Here is a 15,283-nt window from a genome sequence, read left to right on the forward strand (position 1 = left end):
GGCGGCGGGCGCCGCGGGCCGCGCGGGTATGCCGGGGATGGGCGGCATGGGCGCGGGCGCGGGCCGCGGTGGGCAGAACGACGACGAAACCCACACCGCCCCCGACTATCTCGTCAATCAGGAGAACGGGGAGATCCTCACCGGGCTCGGCGACATCAGGACGGTGCCGCCGGTGATCGGAGCGGACAACGACAGTGCCCAGCAGTAGGTTCACCGGGCAGGAGTTCGAGATCCTGTGGGCCGCCTACGGCCGGGACCGACTGCCGTATCCGCTGCGATTCCGTACGCGCATCAGCGATTTCGACGAGTTGAAACGCGACCAGGAGCTGGCCGTGCGCTCGCTGCTCGACAAGTACGACCCGATGGTCGAGCGCGCCATCGATACCCTGCTGCATCCCGATGCCCGGCTGGAGTCGAAAGGATATGCGGGACAGGATAGTCCGCAGATCATTCGATTCCACGGCGCGATCCGGGGTGCGTCGGGCGCCACGCTGACCCAGGAGCCGGACGGCGGCGACGACACCGGCGGCGACGTGGTCCTCACCTGGTGCGGTATCGACGAGGTCGCCGAGACCGCGGTGGCGGCGCTGCCGGAGCGCGGGCCGGGCAGGCTCGCGCCGATCGAGATCCCGCGCGCGCGGATCGCCGACGAGGACGAGCATTTCGAGTACCGCAGGGGCGCGGTCAGCGCGGCGGATCAGATCTCCCGGGTGTTCCGGCGGCCACGTTCGGGACACGGCGAGATCGCCGCCTACGCCGGGGGCGCGGTGGACGCTCGCCCGTCGACACCGGAGCGCACGTTCTGGTGGATGGACTTCCCGGACGGGCGCTACTACGCCAGGACGGGCGATCCGATCATCGCCGAGCCGTTGGACCGCACCCGGATGATCGCGGGAATTCGCCAGATGCTGCTGCGCGCGCAACGTCGTTACCGTGCCGAAGAAAATTGACCGGAAAACCGCCGTCCAGGCGGCGAATTGCCACGATTAATGCGTCGGCAAATAATGTTCGAGAATTCTCCCGAACAATCGACACGCCGGGAATTCCCCTGGTCGGACCATCATTTTGCGCACACCTCTACCGAAGTGCATTTGCGCTGGCTATCGTTGGCGCGTTAGGCGAAACACTATCCCTCGGAAAGGACCGTGTGGAGATGGCTGACAAGTCCAAGAAAACGCCTAAGAAAATGCCCAAGCAGATGCCGCGGCAGCAGCAGCAACAGCGGCAGGAGCAGATGGGCGAGAACTCGCAAGGTATGACGCGAGCAGGTCAGGACGATCGGCGTGAACCGCGCCGCCCCGACCATCGCTGATCCACGTGTGTCGACGAGCCGCCGGTTCCCCTTCCGGCGGCTCGTCCACGTCAGGCCCCGATGCGCTGGAGCGCGCTCGCCGCGGATCCGTCCCGGCCACGGCGAGCCGTCGACGGGTCGGGAGCCGGCACCGCGTCGAGCAGGCGGCGGGTGTACTCCTGGGCCGGTGCGGCGAAGACGGCACCGACCTCGCCGGTTTCGACGATCCGGCCCTGCCGCAACACCACCACCCGGTCGGCGACCTGGTGCACTACCGCCAGATCGTGGCTGATGAACAGGCTGGCGAAGCCGTATTCGGCGCTCAGGTCGGCGAAGAGGTCGAGCACCTGGGCCTGCACCGAGACATCGAGCGCGCTGGTCGGTTCGTCGGCCACCAGTAGCCGTGGCGCCAGCGCCAGCGCACGGGCCAGTGCCACCCGCTGACGCTGACCGCCCGAGAGCTCGCCCGGCCGCCGCTGCGCGTAATCCCGTGGTAGCCGCACCGATTCGAGCAGGTCCCCGATCTTGGCCCGCAGCAGCGCGCCCGAGGCGGCGCGATGCACCTGCAGCGGTTCCGCGATCGCGTCGGCGACGCTGCGCCGCGGGTCGAGCGAGGCGCTCACGTCCTGATGCACCAGCGCGACGTTCTTGCGCAGGCCCCGTAGTTCGCGTCGTGACAGCCCGGCCAGGGAGACACCCTGCAGTTCCACGGTGCCCGATGTCGCGGGCACCAGTCCGAGCGCGGTGCGGCCCAGTGTGCTCTTGCCCGAGCCGGATTCGCCGACCAAGCCCAGCACCTCGCGCGGGCCCAGCGTCAGCGCGATGTCGCGCAGCGCGGGGAAAGGTGCCGCGCCGTGGCGTCCCGGGTACGTCACCGACAGGTCGTCGATGCGCAACACGTCGCGATAGTCGGGTTCGTCGGTACCGCCGCCCTTCTCGGCGACAACAGCCGGACCGCGCACGACGACGCGCCGCAGGATCCGGCGGGCAGCCGGTTCCGGCTCCTCGGCATCACCGGCCGTCGCTCCCTCGGACGAACCATCGTCCGCGGAGTTCACGCCCTCACCCGCAGCCGATCCCACGACATCGCCACCCGCAGCACCGACGCCATCGCCCGCACTACGCTCGCCACCGTCGCCCGCAGCACGCTCGTCCCCATCACCCGCAGCACGCTCGTCGCCGTCGATCTCGGCGCGCTCGGCGTCGCCGTCACTCGCGGTACCGCTCACTCCGGCGGGATCGGGCTGCGCCGCGTCGACTTCACTCGCGGCGCCGACGATCTCACCCGGACGGGCCCCGGCCCCACGCTCGGACACCGCGGGCAGCCGCGGCACCGCCGCCAGCAAGGTCCGCGTGTACTCCGCCTCCGGTGCGCCGAACAGCCCGAACACCGTCTGTTCTTCGACGACCTGCCCGGCCCGCATCACCACGACCCGGTCAGCGATCTCGGCGACCACGCCGAGGTTGTGGGTGATGAACAGGATCGCCGTGCCCCGCTCGCGCCGCAGGGTCCGCAGCAGGTCGAGGATCTCCGCCTGGACGGTGACGTCGAGCGCGGTGGTGGGCTCGTCGGCGATGAGCAGGTCCGGGTCGCCGGACAGGGCCAGCGCGATCACCACGCGCTGCTTCTGCCCGCCGGAGAGCTGGTGGGGATACCAGTCCAGCCGCTTCGCCGGCTCCGGGATGTCCACGGCGGCAAGCAGTTCGACCGCGCGGGCCTTGGCGGCGGCCGTGTCGGTGACGCCGTGGGCTCGCAGCGCCTGCCAGATCTGGGTACCGATCTTCTGCACCGGGTTGAGCGCGGTCTGCGGCTCCTGGAACACCATGGCGGCCTTGGTGCCGCGCAGTTCTCGCAGGGCCGTCTCGGACGCGTCGATGACCTCGGTGCCCGCCAGCCGGAGGGAACCCGTGGCGTGCGCGGTGCCGGGCAGCAGGCCGAGCACCGACCGCGCGGTGATCGACTTCCCGGAGCCGGATTCGCCGACGAGGGCGACGACCTCGCCGCGGCGGACCCGCAGGCTCACCCGGTCGACCACGGTTCGATCGCCGAAACCGACAGTCAAGCCGTCGATATCGAGCACCAGCTCGTCGGTCATGCCAGCCTCCTTGCCCGGCCCAGTGCCTGGGCGATCAACAGGAAGCCGAGCGTCAGCCCGGCCACGACGGTCAGCGGGCCGATCGCCATCCACGGGTTGGCGTCGAGGTTGGCGATGGACTCGCCGATCAGCGAGCCGAGCGAGGGTTCCGGCGGACGCACCCCGATGCCGATGAAGCTCATCGCGCCCTCGATGAACACCGCCAGCGACAGCGACAGCGCCAGCTGCACGCCGAGCGGTTCGATCACGTTGGGCAGCACATGCTTACGCAGCGTCCACCAGGTGTCGGCGCCGATCACCTCGGACGCCTCGACGAACGGCTGCTCGCGCACCGCCAGGACGGCGGTGCGGATCTGGCGACCGAAGATCGGGATCTCGGTGGCGATGATGACGATGACGACCGCGTGCCAGCCGGGTCCGGTGACGGCGGCGAGCGCGATCGCGAAGATCAGCGCCGGGAACGCCAGGATCAGGTCGAACACCCGCTGCACGGTGACATCGGCCCAGGGATTCACGGTGGCGGCGAGCCCGGCCAGCGACCCGATCAGCGCGCCGATCGGCACCGCGAGCAGCACGATCAGCAGGTCGACGCGGATGCCTGCGAGCACCCGCGCCGCGACATCCCGATTCAGGTGATCGGTGCCGAGCCAGTGCTCCCCGCTCGGGCCGAGCAGATTGGCGCCGGGGATCTGGGCGAGCGGGTCGTAGGAACTGAGCACACCGGCGAACACACCCGCCAGCGCGATCACCGCGATCAGCGCGACACCGGCGAGCCCCTGCCCCGTGCCCAGCGCCGCGAGCGCACCGGCGCGACGAGGCGACTCCTCGTGGGCGGCAGCCGGTTTCTCGATGGTCGCGGTCATGACCGTCCTCCGATCCGGATGCGGGGATCCAGCCAGGCGTGCGCGATATCGGTCACCAGCTGGATCACCACGAACACCGCCACCGACAGCAGCAACAGCACCTGCACCAGCGGGTAGTCGCGACGACTGATGCCCTGTTCGATGAGCTGGCCGATGCCCGGCCAGACGAAGGCCGCCTCCACCAGCACGGCACCGCCGAGCAACTGCCCGGTCTGCAGGCCGAGCACGGTGAGCAGGGTCGGCAGCGCGTTGCGCAGCGCGCCTCGGGTGACGATCTCGCGGTGCGGGACGCCGAGTGAACGCGCGGTCAGCACATACGGTTTCGTGAGTTCGGTGCGCAGCGACTCGGTGAGGAACCGGGTCAGCGCCGCCGCCACCGGCAGCGCGAGGCAGATCGCGGGCAGCAGCAGATACTGCACGGCGATATCGGGCCGGGCGATGAAGCCGTCCGGCGGCACACCACCGGCGGGCAGCACCGGGACCGCGACCGCGAAGACCAGCACCAGCAGCGGCCCGACGACGAAGGTCGGCAGGGCCACCGCGACCGTATTGGCCGCGGCGACAACGGCGCTCAGCCACCGGCTCGGCCACAGCACCGACGCCAGCGAGACCGCCAGACTCGCCACGACGGCCAGGATCAGCGCGGTCACCGTCAGGACCAGGGTGTTGGTGAGACCGCGGCCGACCAGATCGGTGATCTGCCCGCCGATGATGTAGGAACGCCCGAGATCGAGGGTGAACAGGTCAGCGAGCCAGTTCAGGTACTGCACCGGGATGGACCGGTCCAGGCCCAGCTGATGGCGGATCGCCGCGATCGATTGCGGCGTCGCGTCGTTGCCCGCCAGGATCGTGGCCGGATCACCGGGCACCAGGCGCAGCAGCAGGAAGATCAGCACCGAGGCGCCGAACAGCACGAGCAGTGCCGACGGCAGCCGGTGCAGCAGATAGCGGGTCATGACAGGAAGGTGTCGGTGAGCACGGGCTCACGGCGCTTGGTCCAGGCGAGCTCGTGCACCTTGTTCGCCGTGGCGTACTGCTGGAAACGCACGCCGATCTCGATCAGGAACAGTCCTTCCAGCAGTTGGTCGCTGACGGTGTGGAAGGCGCGCACCGCGTCCGGGCCGGTACCCTGGGGCAGCTGCCAGGCCGCGTCGGCCGCCGCGGTGTAGGCGGGCGATTCGTAGCGGGAAGCGTTGCGGCGGGCGTTGAACGGGTAGGCGCTCACGGTCAGCGTCGACGGCACGAACTGCGCCCACGAGTGATCGGTCACCCACAGGCCACGGAACTGCTGACCGGTGAGCTGCTTGACGAAGGTGGCGGCGTCGACCGGGTCCAGGGTCACCTCGATACCGACCTCGGCGAGGTTGGCCTGCACGATCTGGGCCGTCTCCTCGTAGCCGGGCGCGAAGGTGAGCGGCAGCTTCGGCGGCTTGCCCGCCTGGGTGAGCAGATCCTTGGCCTTGGCGACATCGCGGCTGTACTTGGTGTTGCGCGACTCGTCGAAGGCGGGCGAGGTCTTGGGCCACGGCACGTTCAGCGGATAGCCCGCGCCGCGGAAGACCTCGGCGATGATCCGCTCACGGTCCAGGGCGTAGGCGATGGCTTGGCGCACCCGCACATCGGCCAGCGCCGGTTCGGTGACGTTGACGCCGACGTAGGCCTGCAGTTCCGCGCCCTCGAGGTCGAGCACCCGGTAGCCGCCCGCCTCGGCGAGGTTCTCGGCGTCGCGGTAGCCGAGTTCCCTGGCCACCGCGATCTGCCCGGACTTGAGCGCGTTCAGCAGCGCCTGCGGGTCCTGGATGATCGAGACCTCGACGCGGTCGAGGTAGGGGCGCTCGGGGACCCAGTAGTTCGGGTTCTTCTCGAAGACGATCTGCGAATTCGGTACGCGCTGGACGTATTTGAACGGCCCGGTGCCGATATAGGTGTCGCCGGTGCCCAGCTTGTCGATGGTCTCGCTGTCCAGGATGGGCACGGTGTCGAGCAGGTCGTAGATGTTGCTCAGCGGATGGGCCAGCTGCAACACGATGCGGGTGGGCGAGACGATGTCGAAGCCGGTGACCGCGCTGGCGGTGCTACGCAGCTGGGCCGACCACTTGGCGTCGGCGTAGGTGCGGATGGAGAACTCCACGTCCTCGGCGGTGAACGGCCTGCCGGAGTGGAACTTCACGTCGTCGCGCAGGTCGAGCGCGATCGAGCGGCCGTCGGCGGCGAGCTGCCACGACTTCGCCAGCAGCGGCTGCGGTTCCAGCGTGTCGTTCGGGTAGCGGATCAGCGATTCGTAGACCAGGCCGATGACGACCGGCGTCGCGGCGGTGTTGGTCAGCAGGTTGGCGGGCACCAGGTCCTCGCGGATACCCACCTTCAGGGTGCCGCCGCGCACGGGAGTCGCGTTGTCACCGCCGGCCTTCTGCTCCGAGACGGCCGAGGTGCAGGCCGCCAGCGCCGCGCCACCGAAGATGGCCGCCGCGGCGATGCCGCCTGCGCGCAGGAAGTTACGGCGATCGAGGCCGCCGGGGGTAAAGCTCATCGTGGGATTCCTCGAAGACACGTCGACCCGCGCTGCGGGCCGAACGGCGCGCAGCACAGGAGCGCACCGGGGAAAGGGGACACATCGGCTCGTTCGGCCGCGTACGTCAGCAGACGTACGTCAGCCACGCAGGACGCGACACGAACAGCAGCGAGAGGGCTGATTCGTGGGCACGGCAGTGACGCTAACAAGTTGCGCCGCAGGGGTCACCGATTCCGCGCAAGATGCATATAACCCTGGTGACCAGGGAATATGTCACCTTTACTGCCAGAATGCCTGTTCCACCCCACGCTCGCGGCTACGAATCCTTCGGTGGTTCGGCCGGTCGCACCTCGGCCGATTCGACCCCGGAATGGACCTCTCCCCCGACCGCGCCCGCCGGCGCGCCCAATATCGTCGTCGTGCTCGTCGACGATATGGGCTACAGCGATATCGGCCCGTTCGGCTCCGAGATCGAGACGCCGACGCTGGACCGGCTGGCCGCGCAGGGCGTGCGCCTGTCGAATTACCACACCACGCCGCTGTGCTCACCCTCGCGCGCGGCCTTGCTGACCGGAATCAATTCCCACCGCGCGGGTTTCGGCTTCGTCGCCAATGCCGATCCCGGCTATCCCGGACTGCGCCTGGAACTGGCCGACGACGTGCTCACGCTGCCGGAGATCCTGCGCGGTAACGGATACGCGACCTACGCCGTGGGGAAATGGCATCTCGTACGGGACGCCACGATGAATCCGTCGGCGCATCGCGATTCCTGGCCGACGCAACGGGGTTTCGACCGCTACTACGGATCGCTGGAGGGGCTGAATTCGTTCTACTACCCGAATCAGCTGGTCTCCGACAGTTCGGTGGTCGATATCGAGGAGTACCCGCAGGGCTACTACCTCACCGACGATCTCACCGACAAGGCGCTGGCCTACCTCAAGGACCTGCGCGCCCACGATGCCACCAAGCCGTTCTTCCTGTACTTCGCGCACGTGGCGATGCACGGACCACTGCAGGCCAAGGCCGAGGATCAGGCGAAGTATCGCGGCCGCTACGCCGAGGGCTGGGACGAACTGCGCCGCCAGCGTTTCGCCGAACAGCTGGCCCAGGGCCTGTTCCCGCCCGGCACGCAGCAGAAGCCGCGCAATACCGAGCCCGGTTACGAAGCCGCGGAATGGGATTCGCTCTCCGACGACGAGCGCAGGCGCTACGCCAAATACATGGAGGTGTACGCGGGCATGGTCGACAGCATCGACCAGAGCCTGGGCCGCATCGTCGATCTGCTCGAGGACCTGGGCGAACTCGACAACACCATCATCGTGTTCACCTCCGACAACGGCGGCACCGCCGAGGGCGGCCCCGAGGGCACCCGCTCGTACTTCGCCGAGTTCGCCCATATCGACGATCCGGACTGGGTCGGCGACGTCCCGCACGACGAGGACCTGATCGGCACCGCCGAGCTGGGTGTGCACTACCCGCGCGGCTGGGGTCAGGCGTCCAACACGCCGTTCCGCTTCTACAAGGGCCAGACCTTCGCCGGTGGCGTGCGGGTGCCGCTGGTGGTGTCGTGGCCGAAGGGCCTGCCGCGCACCGGCGCCGACACCGGCATCCGGCACGAGTACGCCTATGTCACCGATCTGGCCCCGACCCTGCTCGAGCTGGCCGGACTGGAGCGGCCGTCGGTGCGTAACGGGCTGCCCGCCAAAGAGTTCGACGGTGTCTCGGCAGCCGAGCTGCTGCGCGATCCGGCCGCGCCGACCCGCCACACCGAGCAGTACTCGGAGATGACCGGGCATCGCGGATTCTATCGCGATGGGTGGAAGCTGCTGTCGCTATACGAGACCGGGGCCGATCTGGACGCGCCGCACTGGCAGCTGTTCGATGTGCGCGCCGATCCGACCGAGCTGCACGATCTCTCGGCGCAATACCCGGACAAGGCCGCCGAGCTGGCCGCGGCCTGGGACGAATCGGCCTGGGCGAATACCGTATTCCCGCTGCTCACCCGCGCCGACCTGTTCCGGCGTCGTCCCGAGGAAGCCCGGTTCGCCGCACCGGTGCGGCTGCTGCCCGGCACGCCGACCCTGGAGCGCTACCGCTCACAGCGCCTGATCGCCTACCGCGATTTCACCATCACCGCCGAGCTCACCGGTCGCCGGGCGGAGTCGCCGACGCCCGCCGGGGACAGTCCCACGGTCACCGGCTTCCGGCCGGGCGACGAAGGCGTGCTCGTCGCGCACGGCGACCCGCTGGGCGGCTACCTGCTCTATGTCGAGAACGACGAGGTGGTGTTCGGCGTCAACAGCTACGGCCGCTACGCGTCGGTGGCGGCCGCGCTACCGGGCGGGGCCGGGGAGATCACCGTGCGCGCGGCGATCCGGCCGCACCTGCGCTGGGACTTCGTGGTCGAGGTCGACGGGGTGGTGGTCGCCGAGCTCACCGATCAGGTGCAGCTGGTCGGGATGGCGCCGTGGACCGGCATCTCGGTCGGCGTCGACGCGCGCGGTCCGGTCGACGGGGAGCTGCGCGAGCGCCGTGGGCCGTTCCGGTACACGGGGTCGCTGCGGGCGATCACCTACACCCCCGGTCCGATCCAGGTACCGCAGGCCACGATCGACGCCGTGGAGCGCGAGGCGGAATACGTCGCCGAGTGACCGGGGCGACCGGGCCCGGGCTTCGTGCCCGGACCAGGTCGGATACCGTTTATCAGGCACGATGACCGACCCGAAGTAAGGACACCGATGGACGACAGCTCGCTCACCTGGGACGACGGAGCGCTGCTCACCATCGACCAGCGCGGGCTGCCGCACGAGGCGCGGCAGCTGCGCCTGGGTACCGTCGACGAGATCATCGACGCGATCACCACGCTGGCCATTCGCGGCGCCCCGGCGATCGGGATCGCGGGGGCGTTCGGCGTGGTCATCGCGACCAGGGCGCACACCGCGGGCGGGGTGGTGGACGAGGCCGCCGTGCAGGCCGAGGCCGATCGGATCGCGGCGGCCAGGCCGACCGCGGTCAACCTGGCCTGGGCGGTCGAGCGGGTGCGCGGGCGGATCGCCGACGGCGCCGACGCGGTGCTGGCCGAGACCCTCGACCTGCTCGCCGAGGACGGCCGGGTGAACCTGGCCGCCGCCACCCACGCCGCCGACCTGGTGCAGCGCCTGTGTGGCGACGGGCCGCTGCGGCTGCTCACACACTGCAACACCGGCCGCCTGGCCACCAGTGCCGTCGGCACCGCGATCGGCGCGCTGCGGGTGCTGCACGAGCGCGACGCGGTCGCGGACGTGATCGTCGACGAGACCCGGCCGCTGCTGCAGGGCGCCCGGCTCACCGCGTGGGAGCTGGCCGAGGCGGGCATCCCGCACCGGCTGACCATCGATTCCGCCGCCGCCTGGGCGATGGCCACCGGGCAGGTCGACGCCGTGCTCGTCGGGGCCGACCGGATCACGGCCAACGGTGACGTCGCCAACAAGATCGGCACCTTCACCCTGGCTTTGGCCGCCCGCCACCACGGCATCCCGTTCATCGTGGTCGCCCCGGAGTCCACCCGTGACACCGCGATGGCGACCGGCGCGCAGATCGTGGTCGAGCAGCGGGCCGCCGCCGAGGTCACCGGGTTCGGCGCAGTGGCGACAGCACCCGCGGGTACCGCCGTGTTCAACCCCGCCTTCGACGTGACCCCCGCCGATCTGGTGACCGCCGTCGTCACCGAAAACGGTGTGGTCTACGGGATTTCGCAGCCGCATGCCGCCCAGGGCACGGCGATCGCGGCCACCGCGCGCCAGCTCTACGAGCGCGGCTGGATGCCGGGCACCGCGGGCAATATCTCGGTGCGGCTCGACGAGGACGCGCTGATCACCGCGAGCGGGCTGTCCAAAGGCGAACTGACCGAACGGGATATGGTCCTGGTCGCCGTGGCCGACACGACGCCGCGCCCGGGCCAGAGCCGGAAACCGTCCGCGGAGACCAGCATTCACACCGCCGTCTACCGCACCCGCGCGGCCGGGGCCGTCGTGCACGTGCACTCGCCGTTCGCGACCGCGCTGGCGACCACCGCCGCGCGGCCCGGTGACGCGGTGAGTACGCTGTCGATCACCGGATACGAGCTGCTCAAGGGCTTCGGCCTGGCCGACCCGGCCGCGGTGGCGGTCCCGGTGTTCCCGAACTGGCCCGAGGTCGCGCGCATCGGCGCCGACATCGAGACCTATCTGCGCGATAACCCCGGCGCCCCACCGATTCTTTTCATCACCGGGCACGGGATCACCACCTGGGGTGACACTCTTGCCCAGGCGCGCGATCGCGCCGAATGCCTGGAAGCCCTGTGCGAGTTGATCGCCCGCACGGGGCGCACCGACGCCACGCCGCTCGAGATCGGATAGACAATGACCCTGCTGCAAGTGATGGCCGCCGACAACGCCGCCGACGTGCGCGTACGCACCACCGATACCGCCGAGATCGCCGCCGAGCTGGACAAGCACGGCATCGCCTTCTCACGCTGGGACGTGCTGGCCGACGCCGCGAACACCGACTCCGACACCCTGCTCGCCCACTACGCTCCGCAGATCGGCGAACTCAACGCGGCGGGCCGCTACGAGCACATCGACGTCGCCCGGATCCACCCCGACGACGACAACCCGGAATGGCCCGCCACGGCGGCGGGCGCGCGCGCGAAGTTCCTCGACGAGCACCGCCACGCCGAGGACGAGGTGCGCTTCTTCGCCGCCGGTCGCGGCTGCTTCTACCTGCACCTCGGCGACGCCGTGCTGGCGACGGTCTGCGAGGCCGGCGATCTGCTCTCGGTCCCCGCGGGCACCCTGCACTGGTTCGACATGGGCACCCGGCCCGACTTCATCGCCATCCGCTTCTTCGAGGAGGCCGACGGCTGGATCGGCGACTTCACCGGCGACAAGATCAGCGCGGGCTTCCCGACGCTGGACGAACTGCTCGCCGCGTCGTGACCCGCGCCGTCGTCCTCGACATCGAGGGCACCACCAGCCCCACCGATTCGGTGCGCAACGACCTCTACGGCTACACCGAGCAGCGGCTGCCCGCCTGGCTGGCCGAGAACGCTGCCGGCGCCGCGGAATCCGTGCTCGCCCAGACCAGGGAGCTGGCCGGTGAGCCCGGCGCCGGCACCGACCGGATCGCCGAGATCCTCATCGGCTGGTTGCGTTCCGATGTCAAGGCCGAGCCGCTCAAGGCCGCGCAGGGCGCGATCTGCGCCCAGGGGTTCCGGGCGGGCGCGCTGCACGGGCGGTTCTTCGCCGATGTGGTGCCCGCGCTGTCGGCCTGGCACGCGGCCGGGCTCGACCTGTACGTGTACTCGTCGGGTTCCGAACGCAACCAACGGGATTGGTTCGCCTTCGCCGAGTCCGGCGACCTGTCCGGCTTGATCACCGATCACTTCGATCTGGTCAGCGCCGGCCCCAAGCGCGAGGCCGCGTCCTACGACGTCATCGCCGAGCGCATCGGCGTCCCGGCCGCGCAGATCCTGTTCCTGTCCGACCACCCGGACGAACTCGATGCCGCCGTGGCCGCCGGATGGCGGGCCGTCGGCGTGCACCGCGCGGGCGAACCCAACCCGCCGCGCCCGCCGCATCGCTGGGTCGGGTCGTTCGCCGAGGTCGAGGTCGGCGCGGCGGTCTGACCGATCGGCCCGGGCGCGGTCAGCTGACGTGCGCCCGGACCGCACCCAGCTTTCCGCGCTGCACCGTGGTGAATACCCGGCGGGCGTGCACGGCGACGGGGCTGGTCGACCACGGGGCCAGGGTGGTGGTGAACATCAGTTCGCACCAGGACAGGGCCGGGATCTCGCCCGCGGCGAGGGTGGCGATCAGGGAGAGCTCGGTGTCGTGGCCGAGCCAGGACGCCACCAGCCAGGAGGCGTCGAAGCGGCCGAGGAACTCCTCGGCGTCCTCGGGTGGGCCGTGCGGGGTGTCGACGGTGAGGTGGACGACGGCGGAGACGGCGTGGCGCATCTTGGCGTCCATGCCGATCGCGTCGTGCAGCAGCAGCCCCTCCAACGCCGAGCGCAGTTCCGACCAGTGATCCGTGGCGTTTTCGTGCATGACAGGCCCTTCCTGTGGTTCGGACTGCTGTTCGAGGCCGCCGGTGATCGAGCGGAGCACCGGCGCGCTCGGCGGCTCGGCGGGATCGACCAGGCTGGTCAGTGGGCCCGAGTTCCAGTCGAGCCTGCCGAAGGCATGGCACCAGTCCTGGGCTGGATTGTCCTCGGTGACAAGGAGATCGAGGGCCAGACCGGCCATCGATGCGGTGCAGGCCAGCGTGACGGCGTCGAGCTCGTCGTCGCTGACCGACAGGTGCAGGGTCGCCTTGTCGACGCCCGTATCGTCGCGGGCCCGGCCGGCCAGCCAGATCGCGCGGCCCGCGGCACCCATGGCCGCGGCGTGGCGGTCACCGCGTGGATGGTCGACATCGGCGTCGAGATAGGGGCCGTACCAGATGGCCCTGCCTTCCGCACCGCACACCGCGAAGGTGTCCGAGAGCCCGTCGCCCGCGGCGGCAAGCCATATATGTGCGTGATTTCCGTACTCCGTCACCCTCATCAGTTCACTCCCCGAAATTCTCTGATCGAGCCGTACGTCGTTGTCCTTCGATCCAATCGGCCGTGAACACATGTGTCCATAGCAGGCGGTAAATCGGCACACCCCCTCGAGGTACATACACTCGCCAGTGAATTCACAGAACCGGCGGTGACCACATTTCTGACGGCGGGGCGAAATGGTCGTCAGCACTTGTATGTTTCGAACATGCCTTATGTGCACTCCGACTCGGTGAACATCCATTTCCGTACCGGCGCGGTTCGCGGGCCCACCCTGCTGCTCGCCCACGGATTCCTGATGGACGAATCCATGTTCGATCCGATTCGAACCATATTGGCGCACAACGGCATCAACGTCATCGCCTGGGACGCCCGCGGTCACGGCCGGACCGGCTACGGCGCCGACCCGCGCTTCGACTACTGGGACCTGGCCGAGGACGGTCTGCGCGTGCTCGACGCGGTCGGCGTCGAAACCGCGGTGGTCGGCGGAATGAGCCAGGGCGGATACGCCGCCTTACGGATGGCGCTGCTCGCGCCGGGACGGGTCAGCGGACTCGCCCTGCTCGACACCGAGGCGGGCGCGTGCACCCGGGCCGACGAAACCTACTACGAAGAATTCTTCGACGAATGGTGCGGCACCGCGGAATTGGTGCCACTGGCCGAAGAATTGGCGCCCCAATTGATCGGGGGCGATCGCCCGGATATCTGGCGCTGGTGGATCACCCGCTGGCTGACCCACGATCGCACGGCCCTGCATCCGGCGGCCCGGTGCCTGATCGATCGGGATTCCGTGCTGGAGCGGCTCGGCGAGATCACCGTGCCCGCGCTCGTCCTGCGCGGCGAATACGACCACAGCAGCACCGCCGAGAAATGCGCGCGGCTGGCGGCGGGACTCCCCGGGGCACGCGGCGTGCAGACGGTGCCCGGCGCGGGTCACGGAGCCCCCGTGACCCACCCCGACGACGTCGCCGCCGCACTGATCGAGCTGGTCACCACCTGCACACCACACACCGCGGCACCGGTCGCCGTCGCCGGCATCTAGGCGCCGTCGGGTTCCCGCACTGCCAGGTAGTACTGGATGCGGCCGGGGTAGGCCACCGAGTCGAGGCGGAAGAGCTGGACGTCGACGGTGTAGTACTCGCCGGTGTTCAGATCACACAGCCGCATGGCGGTGTGCTCGCGGCCGTAGACGGTGTCGCCGTCGTCCCAGATCCGCCGGAAGTCCGGATACTGGGCGAGCTCGTCGAGCAGCTCCGCCGCCCACTCACCGCCGCCCTGCTGACCGATCAGACCGCGCAGCCAGTGCACGGTCAGGGTCGACTCCTTCTCCCATTCCACCATCACCTTGCGCGAGAGCGGGTTGCCGAAGAACCAGCGCAGGATGTTCACGTCCTCGACCAAGCCGGGGAACGCGCGATGATAGGAGTCGTTGCCCGCCAGCACATTCCAGCGCGTGTCGACATAGGCCGCCAGGTTCGGCTCCTGGAGGGCCAGCGTCCGGCGCATCTCGGCGTTGATCTCGGCGCGCAGGTCGTCGACCGACGGATTGTCCACGGGAGCGAGCCCGGCCAGATCGAACAGATGCCTGCGCTCGATGTCGGTCACCGGGGTGATCCGGTCGAGGTAGCGCACCAACGCCTCGACGACGGCCTGCGTCGGCCGGTCCCGGTCCCCGCTCTCCAGATGCGTGATGTAGCTCGAGCTGACACCGGCCGCGAAAGCCAGTTTTTCCCGGGAAATCCGCCGATCGTCGCGCAGTCGCCGCAGCAACCCGCCGAGTGTCGGCGGCTTCGGCGGACCAGCCGGCCCGTCGGACGATGACTTCGGTAGCACCCCAACCCTCCCTGTCTGCACCGCCCCATCCTGGATGACGTTTCAACCTCGAACCAATCGCCGAACGGAAAAGTTGCCGTTTCTTTATATTGACGCGTTGTCTATTGGGTAGTTACCGACCGGCAACTG

13 protein-coding genes and 1 pseudogene are annotated in these 15,283 nt (G+C 69.5%); 8 read left to right on the forward strand and 6 right to left on the reverse strand.

Annotation, left to right across the window (positions count from 1 at the left end):
• The 3 genes and pseudogenes from ATM97_RS11565 to ATM97_RS11575 form a co-directional block, all read left to right on the forward strand.
• Positions 1–208 (forward strand): annotated as a pseudogene (locus tag ATM97_RS11565) (hypothetical protein); the annotation flags it as partial.
• Positions 195–950 carry an ESX secretion-associated protein EspG gene (locus ATM97_RS11570; RefSeq protein WP_218717988.1) on the forward strand — a complete coding sequence of 252 codons (756 nt, stop codon included), beginning with the start codon at positions 195–197 and terminating at the stop codon, positions 948–950. The pseudogene ATM97_RS11565 and the gene ATM97_RS11570, both read left to right, overlap by 14 nt.
• 203 nt (positions 951–1,153) lie before the next feature.
• Positions 1,154–1,312 (forward strand): hypothetical protein, encoded by a 159-nt coding sequence (locus ATM97_RS11575; protein WP_218717989.1) that lies wholly within the window; start codon positions 1,154–1,156, stop codon positions 1,310–1,312.
• A 50-nt stretch (positions 1,313–1,362) separates the two neighbouring features.
• On the opposite strand, the gene ATM97_RS11580 is transcribed toward ATM97_RS11575, so the two are convergent.
• The 4 genes from ATM97_RS11580 to ATM97_RS11595 are packed head-to-tail and all read right to left on the reverse strand — an operon-like array spanning position 1,363 to position 6,780.
• Positions 1,363–3,387: an ABC transporter ATP-binding protein gene (locus ATM97_RS11580; RefSeq protein ID WP_255587584.1), complete on the reverse strand. Its 2,025-nt coding sequence runs from the start codon at positions 3,385–3,387 to the stop codon at positions 1,363–1,365.
• Positions 3,384–4,250 carry an ABC transporter permease gene (locus tag ATM97_RS11585; RefSeq protein ID WP_218717990.1) on the reverse strand — a complete coding sequence of 289 codons (867 nt, stop codon included), beginning with the start codon at positions 4,248–4,250 and terminating at the stop codon, positions 3,384–3,386. Before ATM97_RS11585 ends, ATM97_RS11580 begins: the two co-directional genes overlap by 4 nt.
• Positions 4,247–5,206 (reverse strand): ABC transporter permease, encoded by a 960-nt coding sequence (locus ATM97_RS11590; protein ID WP_218717991.1) that lies wholly within the window; start codon positions 5,204–5,206, stop codon positions 4,247–4,249. Before ATM97_RS11590 ends, ATM97_RS11585 begins: the two co-directional genes overlap by 4 nt.
• Complete coding sequence (locus tag ATM97_RS11595; protein WP_218717992.1) at positions 5,203–6,780, reverse strand: ABC transporter substrate-binding protein; 1,578 nt, start codon at positions 6,778–6,780, stop codon at positions 5,203–5,205. Before ATM97_RS11595 ends, ATM97_RS11590 begins: the two co-directional genes overlap by 4 nt.
• Before the next feature lie 272 nt (positions 6,781–7,052).
• On the opposite strand from ATM97_RS11595, the gene ATM97_RS11600 reads away from it, so the two are divergent.
• The 4 genes from ATM97_RS11600 to mtnC all read left to right on the forward strand — a co-directional run bounded on the left by ATM97_RS11600 (position 7,053) and on the right by mtnC (position 12,406).
• Complete coding sequence (locus ATM97_RS11600) at positions 7,053–9,413, forward strand: arylsulfatase (RefSeq protein WP_218717993.1); 2,361 nt, start codon at positions 7,053–7,055, stop codon at positions 9,411–9,413.
• 87 nt (positions 9,414–9,500) lie between these two features.
• Positions 9,501–11,138, forward strand: coding sequence for an S-methyl-5-thioribose-1-phosphate isomerase (gene mtnA, locus ATM97_RS11605; protein ID WP_218717994.1), 1,638 nt, complete (start codon positions 9,501–9,503; stop codon positions 11,136–11,138).
• 3 nt (positions 11,139–11,141) lie between these two features.
• Positions 11,142–11,717, forward strand: a complete 576-nt coding sequence (locus ATM97_RS11610) for an acireductone dioxygenase (RefSeq protein WP_218717995.1) — start codon at positions 11,142–11,144, stop codon at positions 11,715–11,717.
• The gene (mtnC, locus tag ATM97_RS11615; RefSeq protein ID WP_218717996.1) at positions 11,714–12,406 is read left to right on the forward strand and encodes an acireductone synthase; all 693 of its coding nucleotides are present in this window, start codon (positions 11,714–11,716) and stop codon (positions 12,404–12,406) included. Before ATM97_RS11610 ends, mtnC begins: the two co-directional genes overlap by 4 nt.
• Before the next feature lie 19 nt (positions 12,407–12,425).
• On the opposite strand, the gene ATM97_RS11620 is transcribed toward mtnC, so the two are convergent.
• Positions 12,426–13,325 carry a hypothetical protein gene (locus ATM97_RS11620; RefSeq protein WP_218717997.1) on the reverse strand — a complete coding sequence of 300 codons (900 nt, stop codon included), beginning with the start codon at positions 13,323–13,325 and terminating at the stop codon, positions 12,426–12,428.
• A 204-nt stretch (positions 13,326–13,529) separates the two neighbouring features.
• On the opposite strand from ATM97_RS11620, the gene ATM97_RS11625 reads away from it, so the two are divergent.
• Positions 13,530–14,363, forward strand: a complete 834-nt coding sequence (locus tag ATM97_RS11625; RefSeq protein ID WP_218717998.1) for an alpha/beta fold hydrolase — start codon at positions 13,530–13,532, stop codon at positions 14,361–14,363.
• Here the strand turns inward: ATM97_RS11625 and ATM97_RS11630 are convergent.
• The gene (locus ATM97_RS11630) at positions 14,360–15,091 is read right to left on the reverse strand and encodes a helix-turn-helix transcriptional regulator (protein ID WP_218717999.1); all 732 of its coding nucleotides are present in this window, start codon (positions 15,089–15,091) and stop codon (positions 14,360–14,362) included. The two genes, ATM97_RS11625 and ATM97_RS11630, sit on opposite strands and share 4 nt — an antisense overlap.
• Positions 15,092–15,283 lie beyond the last annotated feature (192 nt).

Source organism: Nocardia sp. MH4, from assembly GCF_019266065.1.
Taxonomy (GTDB): domain Bacteria; phylum Actinomycetota; class Actinomycetes; order Mycobacteriales; family Mycobacteriaceae; genus Nocardia; species Nocardia canadensis.